This window comes from Rhodococcus oryzae, from assembly GCF_005049235.1.
GTDB classification, from domain to species: domain Bacteria; phylum Actinomycetota; class Actinomycetes; order Mycobacteriales; family Mycobacteriaceae; genus Rhodococcus_G; species Rhodococcus_G oryzae.
In genome coordinates, this window is sequence record NZ_SUMD01000002.1 from 32,847 (window position 1) to 53,878 (window position 21,032).

21 protein-coding genes and 1 pseudogene are annotated in these 21,032 nt (G+C 69.4%); 11 read left to right on the forward strand and 11 right to left on the reverse strand.

Annotated features, from left to right (window positions below):
- Positions 1-3: 3 nt before the first annotated feature.
- Genes FCG67_RS03620 through FCG67_RS24875 form a run of 3 tightly spaced genes read right to left on the reverse strand, consistent with a single transcriptional unit; the run spans position 4 to position 2,244 of the window.
- Positions 4-282 (reverse strand): transposase, encoded by a 279-nt coding sequence (locus FCG67_RS03620; RefSeq protein WP_136907275.1) that lies wholly within the window; start codon positions 280-282, stop codon positions 4-6.
- A 6-nt stretch (positions 283-288) separates the two neighbouring features.
- Positions 289-1,035, reverse strand: coding sequence for a DUF8176 domain-containing protein (locus FCG67_RS03625; protein WP_136907277.1), 747 nt, complete (start codon positions 1,033-1,035; stop codon positions 289-291).
- Positions 1,036-1,071: 36 nt separating this feature from the next.
- On the reverse strand, positions 1,072-2,244 hold the full coding sequence (locus FCG67_RS24875; RefSeq protein ID WP_169310436.1) for an insoluble domain protein: 1,173 nt from the start codon (positions 2,242-2,244) through the stop codon (positions 1,072-1,074).
- A 507-nt stretch (positions 2,245-2,751) separates the two neighbouring features.
- Here FCG67_RS24875 and FCG67_RS03640 point away from each other — a divergent pair.
- Positions 2,752-3,150 (forward strand): DUF5313 family protein, encoded by a 399-nt coding sequence (locus FCG67_RS03640; protein ID WP_077044011.1) that lies wholly within the window; start codon positions 2,752-2,754, stop codon positions 3,148-3,150.
- Between the two features lie 34 nt (positions 3,151-3,184).
- Positions 3,185-3,664, forward strand: a complete 480-nt coding sequence (gene rraA, locus FCG67_RS03645) for a ribonuclease E activity regulator RraA (RefSeq protein ID WP_097210705.1) — start codon at positions 3,185-3,187, stop codon at positions 3,662-3,664.
- 60 nt (positions 3,665-3,724) lie between these two features.
- On the opposite strand, the pseudogene FCG67_RS03650 reads toward rraA, so the two are convergent.
- From FCG67_RS03650 to FCG67_RS03660, 3 genes and pseudogenes are all read right to left on the reverse strand, one after another.
- Positions 3,725-4,117, reverse strand: a pseudogene (locus FCG67_RS03650) (L,D-transpeptidase); the annotation flags it as partial.
- Between the two features lie 291 nt (positions 4,118-4,408).
- On the reverse strand, positions 4,409-5,836 hold the full coding sequence (locus FCG67_RS03655) for an alkaline phosphatase PhoX (RefSeq protein ID WP_136907285.1): 1,428 nt from the start codon (positions 5,834-5,836) through the stop codon (positions 4,409-4,411).
- Positions 5,837-6,096: 260 nt separating this feature from the next.
- Positions 6,097-6,687 carry a TetR/AcrR family transcriptional regulator gene (locus tag FCG67_RS03660; RefSeq protein WP_136907286.1) on the reverse strand — a complete coding sequence of 197 codons (591 nt, stop codon included), beginning with the start codon at positions 6,685-6,687 and terminating at the stop codon, positions 6,097-6,099.
- Positions 6,688-6,782: 95 nt separating this feature from the next.
- On the opposite strand from FCG67_RS03660, the gene FCG67_RS03665 reads away from it, so the two are divergent.
- The 3 genes from FCG67_RS03665 to FCG67_RS03675 all read left to right on the forward strand — a co-directional run bounded on the left by FCG67_RS03665 (position 6,783) and on the right by FCG67_RS03675 (position 8,926).
- Positions 6,783-7,190 carry a VOC family protein gene (locus tag FCG67_RS03665; RefSeq protein WP_136907288.1) on the forward strand — a complete coding sequence of 136 codons (408 nt, stop codon included), beginning with the start codon at positions 6,783-6,785 and terminating at the stop codon, positions 7,188-7,190.
- Positions 7,191-7,435: 245 nt separating this feature from the next.
- Positions 7,436-8,227 (forward strand): phosphatidylethanolamine N-methyltransferase family domain-containing protein, encoded by a 792-nt coding sequence (locus FCG67_RS03670; RefSeq protein WP_136907290.1) that lies wholly within the window; start codon positions 7,436-7,438, stop codon positions 8,225-8,227.
- Between the two features lie 153 nt (positions 8,228-8,380).
- Positions 8,381-8,926, forward strand: coding sequence for a hypothetical protein (locus FCG67_RS03675; RefSeq protein ID WP_136907292.1), 546 nt, complete (start codon positions 8,381-8,383; stop codon positions 8,924-8,926).
- Here the strand turns inward: FCG67_RS03675 and FCG67_RS03680 are convergent.
- Positions 8,923-9,141 carry an RNA-binding S4 domain-containing protein gene (locus tag FCG67_RS03680; RefSeq protein ID WP_097210711.1) on the reverse strand — a complete coding sequence of 73 codons (219 nt, stop codon included), beginning with the start codon at positions 9,139-9,141 and terminating at the stop codon, positions 8,923-8,925. The two genes, FCG67_RS03675 and FCG67_RS03680, sit on opposite strands and share 4 nt — an antisense overlap.
- Before the next feature lie 47 nt (positions 9,142-9,188).
- Between FCG67_RS03680 and lysX the strand changes: the two genes are divergently transcribed.
- Genes lysX through FCG67_RS03700 form a run of 4 tightly spaced genes read left to right on the forward strand, consistent with a single transcriptional unit; the run spans position 9,189 to position 14,683 of the window.
- The gene (gene lysX / locus FCG67_RS03685) at positions 9,189-12,545 is read left to right on the forward strand and encodes a bifunctional lysylphosphatidylglycerol synthetase/lysine--tRNA ligase LysX (protein ID WP_136907294.1); all 3,357 of its coding nucleotides are present in this window, start codon (positions 9,189-9,191) and stop codon (positions 12,543-12,545) included.
- Positions 12,542-13,249, forward strand: coding sequence for a DUF998 domain-containing protein (locus FCG67_RS03690; RefSeq protein ID WP_246044814.1), 708 nt, complete (start codon positions 12,542-12,544; stop codon positions 13,247-13,249). The genes lysX and FCG67_RS03690 overlap by 4 nt, the downstream gene beginning before the upstream one ends.
- Positions 13,246-14,064 (forward strand): alpha/beta fold hydrolase, encoded by an 819-nt coding sequence (locus FCG67_RS03695; protein ID WP_246044815.1) that lies wholly within the window; start codon positions 13,246-13,248, stop codon positions 14,062-14,064. The genes FCG67_RS03690 and FCG67_RS03695 overlap by 4 nt, the downstream gene beginning before the upstream one ends.
- Before the next feature lie 4 nt (positions 14,065-14,068).
- Positions 14,069-14,683 carry a histidine phosphatase family protein gene (locus tag FCG67_RS03700; RefSeq protein ID WP_136907295.1) on the forward strand — a complete coding sequence of 205 codons (615 nt, stop codon included), beginning with the start codon at positions 14,069-14,071 and terminating at the stop codon, positions 14,681-14,683.
- Between the two features lie 22 nt (positions 14,684-14,705).
- On the opposite strand, the gene FCG67_RS03705 is transcribed toward FCG67_RS03700, so the two are convergent.
- On the reverse strand, positions 14,706-15,002 hold the full coding sequence (locus FCG67_RS03705; RefSeq protein ID WP_136907297.1) for a putative quinol monooxygenase: 297 nt from the start codon (positions 15,000-15,002) through the stop codon (positions 14,706-14,708).
- Positions 15,003-15,298: 296 nt separating this feature from the next.
- Here FCG67_RS03705 and FCG67_RS03710 point away from each other — a divergent pair, with 296 nt between their 5' ends.
- Positions 15,299-16,384 carry an alpha/beta hydrolase gene (locus FCG67_RS03710; RefSeq protein ID WP_246044816.1) on the forward strand — a complete coding sequence of 362 codons (1,086 nt, stop codon included), beginning with the start codon at positions 15,299-15,301 and terminating at the stop codon, positions 16,382-16,384.
- Here the strand turns inward: FCG67_RS03710 and FCG67_RS03715 are convergent.
- Positions 16,381-17,670: a PucR family transcriptional regulator gene (locus tag FCG67_RS03715; protein ID WP_136907299.1), complete on the reverse strand. Its 1,290-nt coding sequence runs from the start codon at positions 17,668-17,670 to the stop codon at positions 16,381-16,383. The genes FCG67_RS03710 and FCG67_RS03715 overlap by 4 nt on opposite strands.
- 189 nt (positions 17,671-17,859) lie before the next feature.
- Entirely contained in the window at positions 17,860-18,780 is a 921-nt protein-coding gene (locus FCG67_RS03720) for a cutinase family protein (protein ID WP_136907300.1), read from the reverse strand.
- 195 nt (positions 18,781-18,975) lie between these two features.
- Between FCG67_RS03720 and FCG67_RS03725 the strand changes: the two genes are divergently transcribed.
- Positions 18,976-19,158 carry a hypothetical protein gene (locus FCG67_RS03725; RefSeq protein WP_077043316.1) on the forward strand — a complete coding sequence of 61 codons (183 nt, stop codon included), beginning with the start codon at positions 18,976-18,978 and terminating at the stop codon, positions 19,156-19,158.
- A gap of 76 nt (positions 19,159-19,234) precedes the next feature.
- Here FCG67_RS03725 and FCG67_RS03730 read toward each other — a convergent pair whose 3' ends face one another.
- On the reverse strand, positions 19,235-20,947 hold the full coding sequence (locus FCG67_RS03730; protein ID WP_136907302.1) for an Ig-like domain-containing protein: 1,713 nt from the start codon (positions 20,945-20,947) through the stop codon (positions 19,235-19,237).
- Between the last annotated feature and the right edge of the window lie 85 nt (positions 20,948-21,032).

Here is a 21,032-nt window from a genome sequence, read left to right on the forward strand (position 1 = left end):
GGATCAGGTGAGCGAAATACGCTCGCTCAGTTCCCGATTCGCCTGCCTGAGCCTGCGGACCTCACTCTCGAGGGCCCGGACCCGCTGCGGGAGGTCCTCCTCCGACACGACTCGCGGCCGGCCCAGCTCGTCGTTGACCCAGCGCACCACGGTGTTCGCGTGCGCTCCGACGTCCGCGGCGATGGCGGCGCAGCATTCCAGCCGCGACCGGTACTGGTCGCGGGTCTGCTGATAGGTATGGATCGCCCAGGTGCGGGTCGAATCCGTGTAGCCGCGGCTCATGCCGGGTCACTTCCCCTCTCGAAGCGTGATGGACGTGATGGCGACCCCGGTCGGCGACCCCGGGTCCGCCGCGGTGGTGAAGGTGTGGCGGTAGTGATTCGCACTGTTGTCGGGACGCCGGTCGAACACGTCGACCGCGTACCGACCCTCGCCGATCCGCTTCACGAGCAGGCAATGCGTTGTGCCGACCGGGATCTGGGAGATTCCCTGCCCGATCTGCTCCGCGGAGGCGACGAGCGCGTTGGGCGCGACATAGCTGCGGGCCCGGACCCCGTCGCGGGCCACGTAGTAGGCGTCCTCGAACCCGGCGATCGCCGCGGCGCCGCGGTCCGACGAGTCGCGCGAGACCACCTCGCCGTCGGCGAATCCATCGCACCACGTCGCCTCGTCGGACTCGCCGGACTCGGCCGCGGCGGGAGAGGTGGCGGGCGAGACCGTGCCGTCCGACGATCCCCGGTCGGCCAGCAGCAGCGCGGTCGCCGCCCCGCCCGCGACGACCACCGCGACGGCGGCGGCCAGCGCCACGTCGAACCGGTGCCGCCGCAGCCACCCCGGCTGGGACTGCGGCGGCACCCATCCGGTGTCGATGACCGGCGGCGCACCATCCTGCGGTTTGTCGAACCAGGCACCGGGTGCGCCGGGGGCGGAGGTATCCGGTTTCTGGCCGGCGATCGGGACCCACGGGGGCGGGCGACGCTGATCTGACGACGATTCGCCGAATCGCCCGCCCGGCGGCGGTTGTCGTGTGCCCACGATGTCGGACCTCCTGTTGCCGGTGCGCTGGCGACCCTAGACGGCCAGGCCGTCCCGACCCGCGGCCAACGCCTCGCCGACCATGCCCGCGACGGGACCGAACGCGTGATTCAGCTCCACCGCGGCTGCGTCGAGCCCGGCGATGACCTGCTCGCCGCCCGGCTGGGCGAGGGTGGCCTCGCGGGCCGCGACCGCCTGGGCGGTGACCTGGTCCGCGAGCTGCGGGGCCGCAACGACCGCATCGACGGCGGCGGTGGCCGCGGCGGGCTGCTCCATGGCTAGCCGGGCGTACTCCTCGCCTGCCTGCAGCTTGAGTGCCGCGGCGTCGGGCTCGGTGACGTTCGGGAGGACGAACTCGGTCGGGGTGCCGAGGCTGTCTCCGGCGCCGAAGGCGGTGCCCGCGAGACCTCCAGCCACGCCGCCTGCCACTCCGCCGACCACTGCGGCGGGGATTCCGGCCGCGGCGGCGCCGATGGCGGCTCCTGCGGCGGTTCCTACGATGCCTGTCGTCACGCCGACGGGGAGGGCGATGGCCCAGGCGCCCGGAACCACGTTCGCACCGGCGACTCCCCCGATGGTCCCGCCGACGAGCCCGCCCACGGTCGCGGCGGGGACACCGGCGGCAAGCGCTCCGGTGACGGCGCCGGCCGCGGCGCCGCCGACCGTCGCCGCGGCGATGCGGTCACTACGCTCTGCGTCAACACCGATGGACTTCCAGAACGTGTTGACCTGCGCCTCGATCACGGCGGAGGTGTTGTTCGTGCGGTTGAGGTACTCGTCGGAGAGCCAGTTCGGCTGATCGGAGACGTAGTCACCGATCCGCAGCCGCTCCTTCGGCGCCTCGATGGGGGCCACCACCTCGACCGCGACGGGCAGGTGCAGTTCCTGGATCTGAACCGGTGCGACGGGCTCGGAGTACTCGGTGTAGTCGTAGGTGGGCACCGGCCGGGTCGGCACCTCGGCGTACTCGACCGGAGGGGCGATCCAGTAGGTCTTCGGCTCCGGGGCGGCGGGCTCGGCCTCGGGCGCCGGTGCGGGCTCGGGGGCGGATTCCGCCACCACGCCGGGCTGCTCGGCCTCCGGCACCATCACGCCGGGCTGGGCGAAAGCCGGTCCCGCGCAGGTGATCGCGATCGCCAGCGGGATCACACCCACCACCGTCGCGCGCTCGGTGCGCGCGCGATGACGGGCGCCTCTGTGGTGGTTCATGGGTTCTCCTTCGATGTTCGTGGTGGTGGCACCACCACGTGAGGTCGTGGTGGTGCCGACGCGATCCCAGGCCACAGTGGGCCGCGCGGTGCCGCCGATCGGCTTAGCCGCGGATGGATGACGTATTTGTAGGGTCAGCGAAGTGGAGAAGAACCGTGTCGGTCGAGAGCACGACGGGTCTGCGCCGGACGGCGCGGGACGCGACAGACGACCTGGTCCGGCGCAGAGCGCGGGACAATTCCCCCGAAATACATATTCCCCCCGGAATACATTGCCTGCCCCGAGTCGGAGCCGGTCTCGCTGCGGTGTTGCCTCCGGGGCCGCCACAACAAGCCGCCGGTGCCCCCGGATGGGAGCAAACCAGAAATTTAGGACACGTACCGGTCGGTCTGCAAGTTGCGGTCCCCCCGACCTCGCCCCGAGCCGGCGGTTTCGGGGCAGGCGTCACCGGACCTTCCGCCACCAAGCGGCGCTCGGGTCCGGCCAGGGGTGCCTTACCCTATGACCATGCCCGACCAGCGCAAACCCTCCTTCACGCAGTACCTCGGCTACCTGTTCGGCCGCACCCTGCCCGACTCCATGCAGGACTGGGTCCGCAACGACCTGGTGGGCCCCGGCGCTTCGGTGCGCTACGTGCTGCGTTTCACACTGCCGCTGATCCCGCTGTTCCTCGCGTTCTACCTGCTCATCCCCGGCGAGCGATGGATCCCGCTGGCGATGATGGCGCTGTTGCTGTTCCCGGTGCTGTATTTCGCGATCGCGCTGATGAACATCTACCGCAGGCACCGGCTGCTCGCCCACGGCCTGGACCCGGAACTGCTCAACGAGAAGGCGCAGCGGCGGGCGGACAGCACCCGCGACGACTATGAGCAGCGCCACGGCCGCGGAGGGCCCGCGGCGAACTAGGGTGGATGCGTTCAACAGACGAAGGGAAGAACAGATGACTGAGCAGGTAGCCACCGCAGATCTGGCCGACGAGATCGGCCCCGACATCCGCAGCTGTGACACTCAGTTCATCCAAATCGGCGGTCGCGCAGTCTTTTCCGGCCGCATCACCACCATCAAGTGCTTCCAGGACAACCTGCTGGTGAAGCAGACCCTCGGCGAGCCCGGCAACGGCGGCGTGCTCGTGGTCGACGGCGACGCGAGCGTGCACACCGCGCTGGTCGGCGACATCATCGGCGGCAAGGGCGTCGCCAACGGCTGGGCGGGCGTGATCGTCAACGGCGCGGTCCGCGACTCGGCGATCCTGCGCACCCTCGAGATCGGCATCAAGGCCCTCGGCACCAACCCGCGCAAGAGCACCCAGACCGGCTCCGGCGAGAAGAACGTGCCGGTCACCTTCGGCGGCGTCACCTTCAACCCGGGCGAGATGGTCTACAGCGACGACGACGGCGTCGTCGTCCGCGCGGAGGACTGACCACCACAGATCAGCGTGTTCGGCCCGGGTGCGACGATGGTCCGCCCGGGCCGTTCGCGTTCAGTCGACGATGACGACCGTGTCCCCGACCTGCACGTTCTCGTAGAACCACCGCGCGTTCTCGGGGCTGAGGTTGATGCAGCCGTGGCTGACGTTCTCGTAGCCCTGCGAATCGACCGACCACGGCGCGGAATGCACGTAGATCCCGCCCCAGGTGAGCCGGACCGCGAACTCGGTGTCGATGCGGTATCCCTCCGGGGAATCGACCGGGACCCCGTACGTCGACGAGTCCATCACCAGATATCGGTCCTTCTCGAGCACTTCGAAGGTGCCCAGCGGGGTCTCGTGTCCCGGCTTGCCCATCGACGCGGGCATCGTTCGCACCACCTGACCCCCGATGCTGACCGTGAACTGGTGGGTGGAGACGTTCGCGACCGCGGACACCGCGCCGCCCTGCGTCCGCACCATCTGGACGGCCGAGGCAGTCACGCCGCCGAATCCCATGTGCAGCACCATCATCACGACCGCCGCGACGATGACCCGAACCGGGCATCGAGACCTTCTGCGCTGTGGTGTTGTCCTCATCGCCGCGCCGCCCTTCGAGAAGACGTGACCGACCCATCCAGTGTGGCACCGCGGGACTCGTTGCAACAGTGCCCGGCCGCCGTCACGAGTGGGTGACCGCGACGGGGGTCATCGGGTCTCGAGCTCCCCCGACCCTCGCCGCGGTCACCCATCACACGGTTACGAGCCGAACGGGAAGCTCGTGCGGCGACGCCACGGCCCGGTGATCGCGAGGACCAGACCGGGCGTCTGAATGTTCGCGTACAGGGTCTTCCCGTCGACGCTGAACGCCGGACCGCAGAACTCGCTGTCGTTCAGCTCGTTACGGGCGATCTGGAACGGCTGCCCGTCCTCCGTCACGCCGATCAGGTGGCTGATGCCCTCGCCGTCCTCGGCGAGGATCATGCCGCCGTGCGGGGAAACGGTGATGTTGTCGGGGCCGTCGTAGTTACCGGTGTCGACGGACGGGTCCGGGTTCACACCGAACAGGGTCTTGAGCTCGACCGTCTCGGTGGCGGGGTCGTAGAACCAGACCTGGCCGTCGTGTTCGGCGACGCTGCCGTCGCTGGTGCGGGCGAAGCTGGCGACGAAGTACACACCGCCGTCGCCCCACCACTGGCCCTCGAGCTTGCGGCTGCGGGTGACCTGGTCGTTCGTGAACTGCTTGCGCACCGACGTGGACTTCGCGTCGCGGTCGGGGACGTCGACCCACTGCACGCTGTAGCGGACGCCCGGCACCGTGGCCTGCGCCAGGTCCGGCACGTGGGTGCCGCCGGAGAGGCACTTCATCGCCTGCAGCCTGCCCGCGGTATCCCCGCCGGGCGACTGGGCGAGGGCGTGGAGCGCGCCACGGCCGCCGACGAAGCCCTGCGGCGGCGTCCACCGGTAGTACAGGCCGTTGGGGCTGGATGCGTCCTCGGTGAGGTAGATGGCACTCGTCGCCGGGTCGACGGCGACCGCCTCGTGCGCGTACCGGCCGAGGAACTTCAGTGGAATCGGGCTCTTGCCGACGTTCGCGGCCTGGCCGGCCGGGTCGACCTCGAAGACGTAGCCGTGGGCGAGGGTGAAGCCGTTCGACCCGGCGCGGGCCTCGGTTTCCTCGCAGGTGAGCCAGGTGCCCCATGGGGTGATGCCACCCGCACAGTTGTTCACGGTTCCGGCCACGCTCACGTACTGGCCCTGGCGCGCGCCGTTCGGGCCGACCGTGGCGGTGGTGGTGCCTCCGCGTGCACCGGGGTCGTAGGTGAGGCCGGCGACCACCGGGACACCGAAGGGCTCGTTGCTGCCGACCTCGTGGTTGGTCACGATGGTCGCACCGTTGCCGTTCGCGAACACGCCGTTCGCATCGGGGTCGCTCGGGACCGGCGAACCGTCGTCGAGCAGGGTCTCACCCGAGCGTGAGACGACCGTGTAGGAGAAGCCCGCGGGCAGCGAAAGGATCTTGTTGGGGTCGGGAACGAGCGGACCGTAGCCGGCCGCCTTCCCCGGCACCGCGGCCGCGACCTGGGGCCGGAACAGGGTGTCGACGCTTCCCGCGAGAGCGACGCCGAGCCCGGTGAGCGCGGTGCGTCCGAGGAACGCCCTGCGGTTGAGTGGTGAGGTGGTCACGTCCGATCCCTTCATCGATGAACAACGATGACCGGACGCTATTCAGCGCATGGACGTACTTCGTGCATGCTTCGTGTCCTCCCCGTGAACCGGGAGGGAATTGCTGACGCCGCGGGTTCACGTCCACGTCACGCGAGGCGAAAACCCCAGGATTCGTAGACAATTCGGACACGTCCGCACGGAACTACCGACCGCGCCGAGTGTGCAGTTGTCGGGGCATCGGCCGAGTGAGACGTGCGGTAGCTGCACACTCGGCGAGGTCAGCGCTGACGCAGGGAGCCGAGCAGACGGTCGAGCGTCGCCAGCGCCGAGTCCCGGTCCCGATCGGGGGTCTCCGACTGTGCCACCCAGAGCACCGCCTCGTTCATCGCACCGGACAGCAGGTGCGCGGCCGGTGCGGCGAGGCCGGGACAGATCGTGCCCTCCGTCTGCAACTCGTCGAGCACCTCCTGTAGCAGGCGACCCGAGTTGGCCGCGTCGAGTTCGCGCCAGCGCTGCCATCCGAGCACGGCAGGCGCGTCGATCAACATGATCCGATGGATCCTGGGATCCGACCCGGCGCGAACGAACTCGTGGCAGCCCTCAACGAGGGCGTCCCACAGGTTCCCCGCCCCGGCCGCGGCGTGACTCACCCGCTCGGCGACCTCTCGCTGCACCTGGTCCACGACGGCATCGAACAGCCCGGCCTTGCTGCCGAAATGGTGGTAGACGGCACCCCGGGTGAGGCCGGATTGCTTTGCGACGTCATCGAGTCCAACCGCGCCGAACCCACGGTCGGCGAACATCTCGACGGCCACCGCGAGCAGGGCTCGCGTTGTCGTAGCGCTCTGTTCCTTCTTCGACGGACTCAAGCCCACCCCTTCGATGACCCATTGATACATACGCAGTGTATGCGTATGTTCAGACACATACATTGCGTACGTATCTATCTTGAACGGAGAGCTACATGGCCAAGACGAGCTTCTATCCGGTGATCTGCACGGACGCAGTCGGCGAGTCGGCGGACTTCTTCCGCCACTGGTTCGACTTCGAGACGACGTTCGAATCCGATTGGTACGTAAGCCTTCGACGCGAACCCGACCTCGAACTCGCGATCCTCGACCACACCCACGAGACCATCCCCGACGGGCACCGATCGCGCGCGCAGGGCCTGATCCTCAATTTCGAGGTCGACGATGTGGACGCCGAGTACGAGCGGCTCGTGACGCTCGGGGGTCGCCGCGCGGTACTCGACATCCGGACAGAGGACTTCGGGCAACGGCATTTCATCATCGCCGGTCCCGACGGCGTCCTGATCGACGTCATCACAACGACCCCGCCGACCGCCGAGTTCGAGCAGCAGTACGTCGAGTAGGACCGGTCCGCGTTCAATTTTCTCGGACTATGCCGGGCGGGGCGTGCCGTCGATTCGCGCGCCCCGCCTCGCCTTCGGGGCCAAACCGAGCCAGTGCCAGGGCCTGTCGCAAGTGCACCGATCGCGCGATAGCGCCGCGGACGGAATCGAGACATGGTAGAACGTGTTCCAGTTTGAGCGTCGCCAGTCCGGCGTCGCCGCCTGGAACGTGGCCGAGCAGGCCGCTCGCACGATGAAGGATCTCGATGCACTGGTACACCGGGAACACGGTCTACGACACCGTCCTGACGATCGCCTTCGCCTTCGCGGCGTTCGTCATCGTCGGCGGCTTCTTCGCCCAGAGTTCATACGGCCGATTCAGCTCGACCAACCTCGGGTTCAACCTCAACCCGAAGCTGGGCTGGTGGCTGATGGAGATCCCCGCGACGGTGGTGTTCGCGATCTTCTTCCTGACCGGCCCGAACCGGTTCGAGCCCACCTCGCTGGTGCTCGCCGGGATCTGGCTGCTGCACTATGCGAACCGCGGCTGGTTCTTCCCGCTGTCGATCCGGCAGGTCCCGGGCAAGCGCAGCACCTTCAACGTCTCCGTTATCGGCATGGGCATGCTGGTGACCTGCATGCACGGCTACCTCAACGGTGCCTTCTTCAGCCACGACTACCTGAACCAGTACGGAACCGAGTGGCTGACCGATCCCCGCTTCCTGATCGGCGTGGTCATCTACCTGGGCGGATTCGCCCTGCTGGTGTCGTCCGAGTCGATCGTGCGCAATCTCCGGGACAAGCAGAACCCCGGCGCGACGGAGTACAAGATCCCGTACGGCGGCGGGTTCCGGTTCGTCACCAGCCCGGCGTACCTCGGCGAGCTCATCGCCTGGGCCGGGTTCGCCCTGCTGACCTGGTCGCTGGCCGGCGTCGTCATCTTCCTGATCACCGCGGGCAACCTGATCCCCCGGGCCATCGCGACCCACAAGTGGTACCGCGAGAAGTTCGAGGACTACCCCACCGATCGCAAGGCCCTCGTCCCGCTCGTGGTCTGACCGCCGAGCGTGCAGTTGTCGGAGTGCCCACTCGGGCGATGCCCCGACAACTGCACGCTCGGCCACCGCATACGCAATCATTCGCCAGTGCCAGCTGCCCCGCCTCCGGAGATTCGCCTTCCGATTCGTCCACAGGCTGATGACGAGTTCCAGATGCCGACAGCAACGAAAGGCATACTGCGCGCCCGGAACTACGAGCTCATCCATCCCGTACCGAACGTATGCGTTGCACACGGACAGATCACGGCAGAACGCCGCAGTACGCATTTTTCGTCAGTGCCGGTACTGCCGTTCACGGGACCGGGCTATCCCCGATGGAAGCGCATCACTTGCTTCATCGCCTTTTGGCAAATTGTCGAGTGGAATCGCGTCCGGGCGCAGTCGCTGTTCCTCTGGGATGAGTGGCCGTTCTGCGATGAATGCCTGCGTCACCGACGGAACCGCTTCGCATACTCTCTGCTTGCGATCGTGGCCGGCCTGCTTCTGTTCTGCACGCTCTTCGCGCTCAGGGGCCGAGGCGAGGACGTGCTGATGACGATCGTCTTCTTCAGCTCGGTTGCCGTGTTCTTCGCGGGCCTGTTCACGCTTCCTCAGACCGACAAACTCGCGCACGGTCGCGTCGCCATGGACGGATCGGCTCTCATCGTGTCGAATCCGCACGCCGACTTCGAGAGCGCGGTCGCTCAGACGACCCTCTAGCGCGACACCCGCACGCTGATCCCACCGATCTCCACCACGTCGCCCTCGTGCAGCTGGCGGCCACGGCGGACCTCTTCCTCGCCGTTCACGCTGACCAGACCGTCGGCGATGACGGACTTGGCATCGGCGCCGGATTCGATCAGGTTCGCCAGTTTGAGGAACTGGCCGAGGCGGATCGACTCGTCGCGGATCGGTACATCTTGGGGCGCAGGCACTCGCTCATCATCCCCCACACCGACGGAGAACCCTTCACACTGGGTAGATGACGCCGACCACCACGACCGAAACGTCGCTCGAGTCCGCTCATCCGGCACCCCGGCGGCTGGGCAGACCGACCACCGGGCACTTCCGAGAGGTGCCGCACATCGCCGGCCTGGTGATCGGCGTCTACGCGACCCTGGTCTTCCTGTGGAGCATCTCGCCCGTGCTGCGGTACCTCGTCCGGACGCCACGCGAGTACGTCAACAATTACTACTTCGACGCACCGGACACCAGCATCGTCTGGGCCCTGGTGCTGGCGCTGCTCGCGGCGGCGCTCGCCAGTCGCAAGCGCATCGCGTGGTGGCTGCTCACCGTCTATCTGATCCTCATCGCCCTCACCAATCTCGCCCAGACCATCGCCGAGCGGAACATGAACGCGGCGCTGGCCCTCGTCGTCCACCTCGCGGTGATCGGCGTGCTCATCGCCGCGCGCAAGGAGTTCTACACGCGGGTCAGGCGCGGCGCGGGCTGGAAGGCGCTCGGGGTGCTGCTCCTCGGCCTCGCCATCGGCACCCTGCTCGGCTGGGCCCTGGTCGAGCTGTTCCCTGGCACCCTGCCGTCTGATCAGCGGCTGCTCTGGTCGCTCAACCGCGTCTTCGGCGGCGTCGTCTTGGAAAACGAGCAGTTCGACGGGCGCACACACGGTTTCGTCAGCACCCTCCTCGGGCTGCTCGGTGCCCTCGCGTTGCTGGCCGCGGTGGTCACCCTGTTCCGATCACAGCGATCGGACAACGCACTGACCGGCGACGACGAGTCGGCGCTGCGCGGACTGCTGGCCCGCTCTGGCGCCGACGATTCGCTCGGCTACTTCGCGACCCGCCGCGACAAGGCGGTGATCTTCGCGCCGAGCGGCAAGGCGGCAGTGACCTATCGGGTCGAGCTCGGCGTCTGCCTGGCCAGCGGTGACCCGATCGGCGACGAGGAGGCCTGGCCACACGCGGTGGACGCGTGGCTGGACCTGGCCTCCAATTACGGGTGGACCCCTGCGGTGATGGGGGCAAGCGAGCTCGGCGCCACCGCCTACGCGCGCGCGGGGCTGACAGTCCTCCAGCTCGGCGACGAGGCGATCCTGTACACCCGCGAGTTCAACCTCAACGGACGCGAGATGCGTCAGGTCCGGCAGGCGGTCAATCGGGTTCGCAAGCAGGGCGTCACCGTTCGCATCCGACGCCATCGCGACATCCCGCCCGAGGAGATGGCGAAGGTGATCGCCAGGGCGGACGCCTGGCGCGACACCGAGACCGAGCGCGGCTTCTCGATGGCCCTCGGCAGGCTCGGCGACGTCGCCGACGGCGACTGCCTACTGGTCGAGGCCATCGGAGAGACGGACCCGGCCGGGGACGACTCCGCCGACGGCGAGGTCCTCGGCATGCTCTCGCTGGTGCCGTGGGGTCTGACCGGGGTGTCGCTCGATCTGATGCGCCGGAACCCGAAGGCGCCCAACGGTGTCGTGGAGCTGATGGTGACCGAGCTCGCCACCGGCGCGGACCGGTTCGGTGTCAACAAGGTGTCGCTGAACTTCGCGGTGTTCCGGTCGGTCTTCGAGGAGGGTGCCCGGATCGGCGCCGGGCCGGTGCTGCGGGTGTGGCGATCGATCCTGGTGTTCTTCTCCAAGTGGTGGCAGCTCGAGGCGTTGTACCGCTCCAACGTGAAGTACCAACCGGATTGGGCCCCGCGCTACCTGTGCTTCTCCGACAGCCGGGTGCTGCCGAAGGTCGGCATGGCGTCCGCGGTGGCGGAGGGTTTCGTCACGCTGCCGCGGTGGCGGCGCCGCGACATCAGCAAGCACACCGGTACCCGCATCGCGGTGCCGCAGTCCGTGGCGGCGGCGGGATTGCTGCACTCGGACGGCAGTGCGCCCGACGACGTCGCCGCGCTCGCCACGGAGACGGTCGGACCCCGGCGCCCGGAACAGGTCCGGGTGCGGATGGACAAGCTGGACCGGATGGCCGCCCATGGCATCGATCCGTACCCGGTGGCCTACCCGCCCACCCACACCGTCGCCGCGGCAGCCTCGTCACCGGAGGGCACCCGGGTCCGGATCGCCGGGCGGCTCATGCGGATCCGCGCCTACGGCGGTGTCGCGTTCGCCGAGGTTCGCGACTGGTCCGGCGACCTGCAGGTGCTGTTCGACCGCACCACCGTCGGCGACCGGCTCGACGAGTTCACCGCCGACTTCGACCTCGGCGACCTCATCGAGGTGAGCGGCACCATCGGCCGCAGCCGCAAGGGCGAGCTGTCCGTGCTCGCCGCCGAGTGGCGGATGAACGGCAAGTGCCTGCACCCGCTGCCGGACAAGTGGAAGGGTCTGTCGGACCCCGAGACCCGGGTGCGTCAGCGCTACCTGGACCTCGCCATCAATGCCGAGGCCCGCGACCTGCTCACAGCCCGCAGCGCGGTGGTGAAGTCGCTGCGGGACTCGCTCACCTCGCGCGCCTTCATGGAGGTCGAGACCCCGATCCTGCAGCAGGTGCACGGCGGCGCGAACGCGGCGCCGTTCATCACCCACATCAATGCCTACAACCTGGACCTGTACCTGCGCATCGCGCCGGAGCTCTACCTCAAGCGGCTGTGCGTGGCGGGCATGGAGCGGGTCTTCGAGATCGGCCGGGTGTTCCGCAACGAGGGAGTGGACTTCAAGCACAACCCCGAGTTCACGATCCTGGAGGCGTACGAGGCGCACAGCGACTACGAGCGGATGATGGTGCTGTGCAGGGAGCTGATCCAGGCGGCGGCGGTGGCCGCACACGGCCGGGAGATCATCCTGCGCCCCGGGCCCGACGGCACACCGGTCGAGGTCGACATCTCCGGCGAGTGGCCGGTCAAGACCATGCACGGCGCGGTCGCCGAGAAGCTGGGCGTCGAGGTGACCCCGGAGACCCCCATCGAGGAACTGCGGCGGCTGTGCGACGAGAACGGGATCCCGCACCAGTCCGATTGGGACGCAGGCGCGGTCGCGCAGGAGATGTACGAACACCTGGTGGAGGACCAGACCGAGTTCCCCACCTTCTACACCAACTTCCCCACCTCGATGTCGCCGCTGACCCGGCCCCACCCCACCATCCCCGGCGTCGCCGCGAAGTGGGACCTGGTGGCCTGGGGCGTCGAACTCGGCACCGCCTACAGCGAGCTCACCGATCCGGTCGACCAGCGCAGGCGACTCACCGAGCAGTCGCTGCTGGCGGCGGGCGGCGACGAGGAGGCGATGGAGCTGGACGAGGACTTCCTGCAGGCCCTCGAGCACGCGATGCCGCCCACCGGCGGGATCGGGATGGGTGTGGACCGGATCGTCATGCTCATCACCGGCGGCAGCATTCGGGAATCACTGGCGTTCCCCCTGGCCAAGCCGCGCCAGTGACCGACACCGACACCGCGCCCGACACCCAGAAGTGGATCCGCCGGATCCTGATCGGCCTGCTGGTGCTGGGGGCGGTGCTGTACTCGTCCTGGATGCTGGAGTGGGTGCTGCCGACGGGCCTGGACCCGAGCCGGGCATACGTCAGCGAACTCGCCGCGCTGGATCAGCCGTACGGATTCCTCTTCCGCACCGGGGACCTGCTCACCGGCATCGTGCTCGCCACCGCGGCGGGATTCGGCCTGGCGCTGCGCCCGCGCCGGCTGCTCACCACGATCGGCTGGATCGGAATGGCTGTGTTCGCGGTCAGCACGTTCCTCGACTCCCGGATGCCGCTGGCCTGTTCCGCCCACGGCAGCAGCGAGTGCGCCGGCCGCGAGGAGGCCGGCCTGCTGCACGCCGTCCGGTCGCTGCACGCCGTGACCAGCTCGGCCGCCGCGACCGCCGCGGCCGTGTCGGTTTTCGCCTTCATCCTCGCCGCCTACCGCTACGGATTGCCGCGCCCGCTGCGTTGGTTCGGTCTGGGGGTCGTCGCCCTCTATTCGATTGGCACCGTCTGGACACTCTTCGCCGTCGACATGGACGGGCGGGGCGACGAGGTCTGGCTCCTCGGCTACGCACAGCGACTGCAGCTGATCTCGGTCACCGCCTGGATCGTGTTCGCCGCACTGCTCACCGCGCAGGAAGGCCGACGGGGTTCCACGTGAAACCACCCGGCACCCTCGTCGAGGTCGGCGGCCGATCCCTGCACGTGATGGTGGAGGGGTCCGGGCCGACGGTGATGCTCGTCGGCGGGCTCGCGGGCAACTGGTTCGACTGGGACGGGGTCGCGGCCCTGCTCGCCCGCGCCTGCACCGTGGTGCGGTTCGACCGGCCCGGCTTCGGGCTCAGTCCCGCCTCCGACGAGCCGCCGACGGTCCGCGGGGAGTCCGACCGGATCGGTGCGGTGCTCGACGCGGTCGGGGTGCGCGGGCCCGTGACAGTGGTGGGCCATTCGATGGGCGGCTGGTATGCCGAGGGATTCGCGCGGACGTACCCCGGGCGGGCCGCGGCCCTGGTGCTGCTCGACGCCAGCATCGCCGCGCGCCACCCCCTCGCACTCCCCCGCCGATGGCGGCTCGGCGTCTCGACCGGCCTCGCTCGGGGCGCCTCGGCGTGCGGGCTCCAGCGCCTGGCCGGGCCGTGGGTGCGCCTGGTTACCCACGGCGCTCCCGACGCGGAAGCGGTCGAGTGGATCCGACTGACCTTCACCGACCCCGACTACCTGCGATCGGCCCTGATCGAGAACGCGGCGTACCCGGACCTGGGCGCGGAGCTCGAGCGGCTCCGCCCGCTCGGCCCCCTGCCCGCGACCCTGGTCGTGGCCGCCGACTCCGGCCGGTCGGGGCGCTGGGTCCGGGCGCAGCGGCGGCTCGCCGACCGGCTCGGCGCCGGGTTCGAATCGCTGCGGCCCGCGCGGCACAACATGATGGCGGACCGGCCGGCCTCGGTCGCGGCACTGATCGCGAGCATGACAGTCTGACCGGGTGCAATTGCTGTTGATCCGCCATGCGCTTCCCGAACGAATCCTCTCGGCCGAGTCCGCCGACGGCGCGGACCCGGGCCTGACAGCGGAGGGTCACGCCCAGGCCGGGCGTCTGGCAGGCGCCCTCGACCCGTACCCGATCTCCGCGATCGTCAGCAGCCCGCAGCGGCGCGCCCTCGAGACGGCGGCGCCGGTCGCGGCGGCCCGCGGACTGACCGTGGCCTCCGATGCCCGGCTCGCCGAATACGACCACGGCCGTGCGCACTACGTGCCCATCCACGAGGCCAAGACGATCGCGCCGGACGCCTATGCCCGCATCCTGGCCGGGCACCTCCCCGACTTCGTCGACGAGCGGGAGTTCCGGTCCCGGGTCCACGAGGGCCTGGACCGAGTGGTCGCGGGGGCCGACCACGACGACACCGTGGCCGTGTTCGCGCACGGCGGCGTCATCAACGTGTACCTGCAGGGCCTACTCAGCCTCGACCGCCCGCTGACCTTCCCGATCGACTATGCGTCGATCACCCGTGTCCTGGTGTCCCGCAACGGCAATGCCCGGGTGGCCTCGGTCAACGAGACCGGCCATGTGCGGGACCTGCTGATCCGGCACCGCCCGTAACGACCCGGTCCGGGTACCGGACTCAGACCTCGATCGGGGTCAGCGGGTGGATCTGCGGCGCACCCGCCAGGTGGGCGCCGAAGGTGCCCAACGCGGCCTGCAGGTGCGGCGTCGCCATGTGCGCCTGCAGTGCCTCCTGGCCGGTCCACACCTCGACCGTGACGAACGTGCCGGGGGCGGCCGACGATTCGTAGAGCTCGTAGCCGAGGCAGCCGGCCTCGCCACGACTGGCGGCGGCGAGGGTGGACAGGCCGTCCCGCACGATCTCTTCCGAACCGGGCTTCGCGGCGATGGTGGCCACCACCTTCAGATCCGACATCGGCTCCCCTTCTCTCAGGCCACCCCGTGCGGCCGTTTCCGGTAACGCTACTTGCCCGCGTAAGCCCTCCGCGGGGTTATCCGAACCCCGAACTGGACGCTTGTACGTAAAAACTGGACGCTCAGTACAGAAGCGGTCGGATTTCTCGTGCGATGCGCCCGGTGGCACGGCGGGCGATCCGCCCTAGTGTCCTTGAAATGTCAGTGACCGCCATCACATTTTGACCGCGCAGGCGGCCTCAGCGCCGCGCGCACCGATGACGATCGCGTTCCCTGCGAAGCCCCAAGGATGTCTACGTGACCAGCAGTGAAGTTGTGGAGTTTGTCAATGCCGGCGACCGCGAGTTCGGTTCGGTGCGGGCCCGGTTCGTCGACGGCGCGGTCGCGCCGCAGCCGGGCCACCTCCCGACCACGGTTGATCGCCAGGAGATCCACGGCACCAGCATGCAGTCGCGCTTACTGGCCCAGGCACTGCGGATGACGGTGCGCCCGGTCATCTCGATGTGGGCGAAGGCGTCGGCGCTGCCCTGGCCGTTGAAGTTCCTCGACGACATGGGCGCCCTGATGCACCCGCCGATCGAGGGCACCCGCAGCCACACCATCCTGCTCGACAACTGCAGCGCACAGTGGGTCGAGGCGGACGGCGCCGACAGCGATCGCGTCGTCCTGTACCTGCACGGCGGCGGATTCATGTTCTGCGGGGTCGGCACCCACCAGCGCCTGGTCTCGCGGATCTCGTCCGCCGCACAGGCGCCGGTCCTGATGGTCGACTACCGGATGCTCCCGACGCACAGCATCGGCGAGGCGGTCGACGACGGGGTCAACGGCTACCGCTGGCTGCTGGCCAAGGGCTACCGACCCGATCAGATCGTCATCGCGGGCGACTCGGCGGGCGGCTACCTGTCCTTCATGATCCCGCTGGCCCTCCGTGAGCAGGGCCTGCCCGGCCCGGCCGGCATCGTCGCGCTCTCGCCCCTCACCGAGATGGATCCGGCACGCAAGACCGAGCACCGCAACGCGGGCCGCGACGCCATGCTCCCGAGCCACGCGCTCGACGAGCTCGCCCGCATCTCCGACCGGGCCGACAGCCGGTCGGGGTCGCTCCGCAACCGTTCGCGGCTGTGCCCGGTCGACAGCGACCTGCGGGGGCTGCCGCCGGTGCTGATCCAGGTCGGGTCGCACGAGCTGTTGCTGCCCGATTCCGAACTGATGGCCGACCGGCTCGCCGAGGCGGGCGTGCCCTGCGAGCTCCAGGTGTGGCGCAGGCAGGTGCACGTGTTCCAGGCGGCAGCCGACGTGGTGCCGGAGGCGCAGCGCGCGATCGACGAGATCGCCTACTTCGTCAAGACGGCGACACGGGAACCGCTGAGCCTGGTCCGCTAGCCGCCCGTGCTCGAGGCGGCCGAATCCGGTCCCGCCTCGAGCACGGCCGCGCCGAGCCAATGACACAGCGCCAGAGCGATTTCCAGGTCGAGGTGGCCGTCGCGGAGCTTGTGCCCGAGCTGATCCTCCGCCTTGCGGAGCCGGTACACCACCGAGTTCTTGTGCATGTTCAGCTGTTCCGCGGTCGCGGTGTAGCTGGCGCCGTTGGCCAGGAACACGCGGATCGTCTGCCGCAGCCGATAGCTTGCGGCATCGTCCACGGACAGCGGACCGAGGATGTCGCGCACCCACCTCACGGTGGCCGGCATGTCCGCGCACATCAACGCGATCGCGCCGACGTCCGCGCTCGAGACGACGAGCGGGCCCCGACGCGCCGAGTTCTGCGCCACCAGCTGCGCCGACATCGCCTGCTCGTGGGTGCGACGGAATCCGGCCACCCCCTCGGCAGGCACCCCGACCGCGAGCGTGACCGGGTGCTCCCAGGCGGACACGATCGGCCCGATCGCGGAGAGGTCGACCGACGGCCCGACGGGCAACCAGGCCCACACCTCGTTGTCGGCGCGCGGCAGGACCAGCGGTGGGCCGTTGCAGCCGAGCCGTTCCGCCAGGGCGCCGACCGACCGCTCGAGAAAACTCGTCCCGCCGTCCCTGGATTCGGCCCGCTCGGTCCACACCGCCAGCGCCAGATGCCGCTGGGCCAGCCGATATCCGAGGGTCAGCTCGGCGGCGGGCAGGTCCGTGGCCCGGCCCGTCAGGAGCTGTCCGATGCAGGCCTCACGGGAGATGCTGCCGCGACGCAGCCACAGCGCGCGCTCGGTCTCGTAGGCGGCCGCGAGCTGGTGTGCCACCCGATCGCCGTAGCCGGCCGTGTCGGTCATGATCAGCAGCGCGGCCTGCGCGACCACCGCAGCGTCGTCGCTGAGCAGTTCCATCTGTTCGAGGCACCACCGCATCACGGTGTCCGTGGACAGGCGGTTGGCCCGCTCCATCGCGGCGAGCGAGACCCCGCGTTGCGCGAGCTGCCGCGCGTACTCGATCGCCGTCGCGGGCGCGTCGGTGCGCCCCGCCTCGATCCGGTGCTGCAGGATCTGGCGGATCGAGGCCAGCGACTCCACTGTGGTGGCGACCTGCATGGTGGCGATCAGCGGATCCCTGGCCTCCTCGATCTCGGAGGTCAGCCGATCGATCACCCGCGCCGCGAGTTGCTCGCTCTGCGCCTCCATCGCCGACGCGAGCGCGACCACGAGCTCCCGCGCGCCCAAGGCCGCTTCACCTGACGATCGCATGCCGCTGCTCCCTCGCGCCGACAACGTGGCGGGGCTGTCCGCCGTGTCGCAGGGCATTGTGCCGGACCCTGGCCCCACTTGACCAGAAATCCGGTGTTGCCCCTGCCCGGGGGCCGGTCGATCACGCGATGAGCAGCGGGTTCATCGCGTGATCGCTATGAGGTGATCGGCGGGGCAAGCCCCAGTCGATCAGGCGCGGTCGCGCAGCCAGCCCGCCAACCAGGTGGTCGGGGTGTTCCCCGCTTTGTCGACCGCGTACCCCTGGTAGTCCTGGTGCGCTCCCGACCCGTAGAACCGTTCGAGCTGCTTCCGGCGGCCTTTGTTCGCCTCATCGGTGAGCTGGTTCTGCAGCGTCGGGATGCCGCCCGCGCCGAGCAGGTCGTTCCAGATCATCGTCGCCTCGTCGCCGTAACGCGGGGAATCCGAGGAGCCCGGATCCGAGTTCTGTGCGAGGAAGCCGGCCAGCCGCGTGACGAAGTCGGTGCGCTCGGTCGCGCAGTACAGGTCCCCGGGTGCGCAGAAGGTCACCGTGCGATCGCTGAGCCAGCCGAACCCGCCGATTCGCGGGCCGCCCGAGCCGATGCCCGGCACGGCCGGGCCGATCAGCACGTCGCTGTCCGCGCGGCGCGGGTCGGAGAGCAGCCCGACGGCCGCCACCTTCTCGGGGCGGATGGTGCTGGTGCCGGTGCCGATCTCCGCGGCCAGATCGCCCGCCGCGTCCGCGCCCTGGCTGTAGCCGATGATGCCGAAACGCGTATTGGCGCAGGCCTTCTGCATCGCCTCCAGCATCCCCCGCGCATTGTCGGTGGCCTGCTTCTTCGATGCCCCGTACACCTCCCCCTCCCAGGGAAACGCGGTCGCGGCGTAGGTGACGTAGTCGGACCGGATCTTCGACGCGGGAAGCGCGTTCGTCACGGCGGCGAGCATGCCGGGGCCGGGACGCTTGTCCGGCTGCGTTGAGGTCTCCCAGGTACCCGGGACGGCCACCACATACATGCTCGGGCAATTGCCTCCGGCCGGATCGGCCTGGGCGGCCGTGCCGGAGAGCACCGTCCCCACGGTGGCAGCAGCGAATGCGGACAGCACTGCGATGGATTTCTTCAGGCGCATTGTGCGAGCCCCCTCTTTCCTTCCGATTCCCGGTCCGGCCAGCCCATACTGCCCGCGGGAGGTATCAAAAAGATGCACAGACGATGAACGAGACGCTACCGCAGACCCCGGGGTTTTCGCGCGCCGAGATCACCCTCCGAGCGATACCCCCGGGGTGCACGCGGGCCCACCCCCGAAGCGGGGCAGAATCGAACCATGGTCGATGCCGCCGTACTCGTGACGATAGCCTCCGTCTGCGTCGGGTTCGTCCTGTTCGTGACGGCGGCCAGCGGCGCCCGCGGCCGCTGGAATCGAGGGCTGGTCATCACCCTCTTCGCGGCCGCGATCTGCTGTCTGACGGTCGTTCCGCTGACCGTCGCGCTCACCGCGGGGGTGTAGCGGGGCCTCCCCGCGGAGAGCGGCGGGTGCGCCGCCGGACGTGAGCCGGCGACGCACCCCGAGCGCTCGGCCTCGATCAGGAGCCGAAGATGCTCTCCAGGCTGCCGAGTCCGCCGCCGTTACCCGGACCGGTGGCACCGGGCACCGTCAGCGTCTGCGGAGCAGAGGCGGAACTGGTGAACCCGGCGTCGCCGGTGAACTCCGCAGTGACGTTGTACGTGCCGGAGTTGTGGAACGTGGTGGGCAGCGTCGCGACACCGTCGACCACGTCGACCGGGCCGCCGATCAGCGCGGTGCCGATCTTGAACTGCACCTTGCCCTTGGCGTTGGCCGGGTCGACCGTCGCCCTCAGCGTCACCGGGACGTTCTTCTCCACGGTGCCGGGTGCCGCGAGCGTTGTGGTGGTCTCCACGTCCGCGGGCGCCGGCGTCGTGACGCTCACCGGGAAGGCGGGCGAGGTCGACGGCGCGAAACCCTGTGCGCCGCTGAACTTCGCGACCACCCTGTGGGTTCCGGTCGTGGTGAAGGTGTACGGCGCCACGGCGATGCCGTCGGTGCCGACCATGCCGGTCACCGGGGCCCCGCCGTCGACGGTGAAGTTCACCGTGCCGCCGGTGCCCTCGGGGGTGACCCGCGCGGTGAGGTTCACGTCCTGGCCGACCTTGGCGTTGGCCGGGGCCTCGACCGTGGTGGTGGTCGCCGTTTCCGGCGGCGCGTCGGTGGTGACCTTGACGATCTTGACCGCCGAGGTGGATCCCACGAATCCGGATGCGCCGGAATAGACCGCGGTGATCGGGTGGTCGCCGTCGGCGGTGAACGTCGTCGTGATGGCTGCGTTGCTGCCCGCCAGCGCGATCGGGTCGCCGAGCGGGGCGTCACCGTCCTTGAACTGCACCGTACCGCCGTTCGCCGCGGGTGCGACGTTGGCGGTCAGGGTGACCGGGGTGCCGTTCTTGGCGCTGCCCGGGCCCGCGAGGGTGGTGCTGGTGGCCTTGTCCGCCTCGGCGATGCTGGTCGTCGCGAGCGGGCCGGCACCCCCGTTGAGGGGCGCGCTCTCACTGTCACGCGGGGAGCACTGGGTCGGGGCCCATGCGGTGATGAACAGGGTCGCCTTCGGCAGGAACGTCAGGAAGTTCTTGTCGTTGGCCCACGCCCCCGCGTCACCGCCGGTGCGGAGCTTGATCTGGACGTTCCCGGACGCACCCGCCCGCAGCCGAGCCTTGACCTTGGGCAGCTGGAAGGTGGTGTTCGCGCCGCCCGCCGCGGGCGCGACGATGCCGCCCTCGGAGCTCTTGCTGGAGTTGGGACCGTTTCCGATGGTGGCATTGTTGCCCGAGAGCCGGATGACGGTCCCGTTCGGGTCGACAGTGCCGTTCTCGTTGACCCGCAGCACATTAGGTGTGACGCCACTGAGTCCGGCGCTGGTACCGGGCACGATGTCCGCACCGAGGAACTCCGCATTCTGTGGCACGTCGATGTCGATCTTGATCCGCGAGACGTTCTGCACGCTCGCCCCCGACACCGAGTTGGGATAGGTGATCGGCGGGGGCGCGACGGTGACCTCGTACTCCTGGCCGGCATCGACGCTCGCAGGGGCATCGATCGTCACCGACGACGGCTGCGCCTGCACCTGCGGTCCGGCGACGGCCGACGGGGTCGCGAGGCAGGCGGCGGTGAAGTTGGTTGTGATCGGGGCGGCCTGGGCAGGCATGCCGCCGAACACGGTGATCCCGACGACGGCCGCCGCGGTGATCGGAGTCGCTATCCGCCGAATTCTCTTGTTCTGCATGAATTCTCCTGAGATAGGGGAAAGTCTGGATCCCCACCCGGGCCCGGGGCGCGCGCGTCGCGCCCCGGGCCGGTCGTGGGGGTGG

Bases quoted from the DNA above. Each gene is read 5' to 3' on its own strand.
- lysX (WP_136907294.1), top strand. From the start codon at position 9,189: ATGACGCCGACCACCACGACCGAAACGTCGCTCGAGTCCGCTCATCCG.
- FCG67_RS24875 (WP_169310436.1), bottom strand. From the start codon at position 2,244: ATGAACCACCACAGAGGCGCCCGTCATCGCGCGCGCACCGAGCGCGCG.
- FCG67_RS03715 (WP_136907299.1), bottom strand. From the start codon at position 17,670: ATGCGATCGTCAGGTGAAGCGGCCTTGGGCGCGCGGGAGCTCGTGGTC.
- FCG67_RS03640 (WP_077044011.1), top strand. From the start codon at position 2,752: ATGCCCGACCAGCGCAAACCCTCCTTCACGCAGTACCTCGGCTACCTG.
- FCG67_RS03620 (WP_136907275.1), bottom strand. From the start codon at position 282: ATGAGCCGCGGCTACACGGATTCGACCCGCACCTGGGCGATCCATACC.
- FCG67_RS03730 (WP_136907302.1), bottom strand. From the start codon at position 20,947: ATGCAGAACAAGAGAATTCGGCGGATAGCGACTCCGATCACCGCGGCG.
- rraA (WP_097210705.1), top strand. From the start codon at position 3,185: ATGACTGAGCAGGTAGCCACCGCAGATCTGGCCGACGAGATCGGCCCC.
- FCG67_RS03720 (WP_136907300.1), bottom strand. From the start codon at position 18,780: ATGCGCCTGAAGAAATCCATCGCAGTGCTGTCCGCATTCGCTGCTGCC.
- FCG67_RS03705 (WP_136907297.1), bottom strand. From the start codon at position 15,002: ATGTCGGATCTGAAGGTGGTGGCCACCATCGCCGCGAAGCCCGGTTCG.
- FCG67_RS03725 (WP_077043316.1), top strand. From the start codon at position 18,976: ATGGTCGATGCCGCCGTACTCGTGACGATAGCCTCCGTCTGCGTCGGG.
- FCG67_RS03675 (WP_136907292.1), top strand. From the start codon at position 8,381: ATGCCGACAGCAACGAAAGGCATACTGCGCGCCCGGAACTACGAGCTC.
- FCG67_RS03665 (WP_136907288.1), top strand. From the start codon at position 6,783: ATGGCCAAGACGAGCTTCTATCCGGTGATCTGCACGGACGCAGTCGGC.
- FCG67_RS03670 (WP_136907290.1), top strand. From the start codon at position 7,436: ATGCACTGGTACACCGGGAACACGGTCTACGACACCGTCCTGACGATC.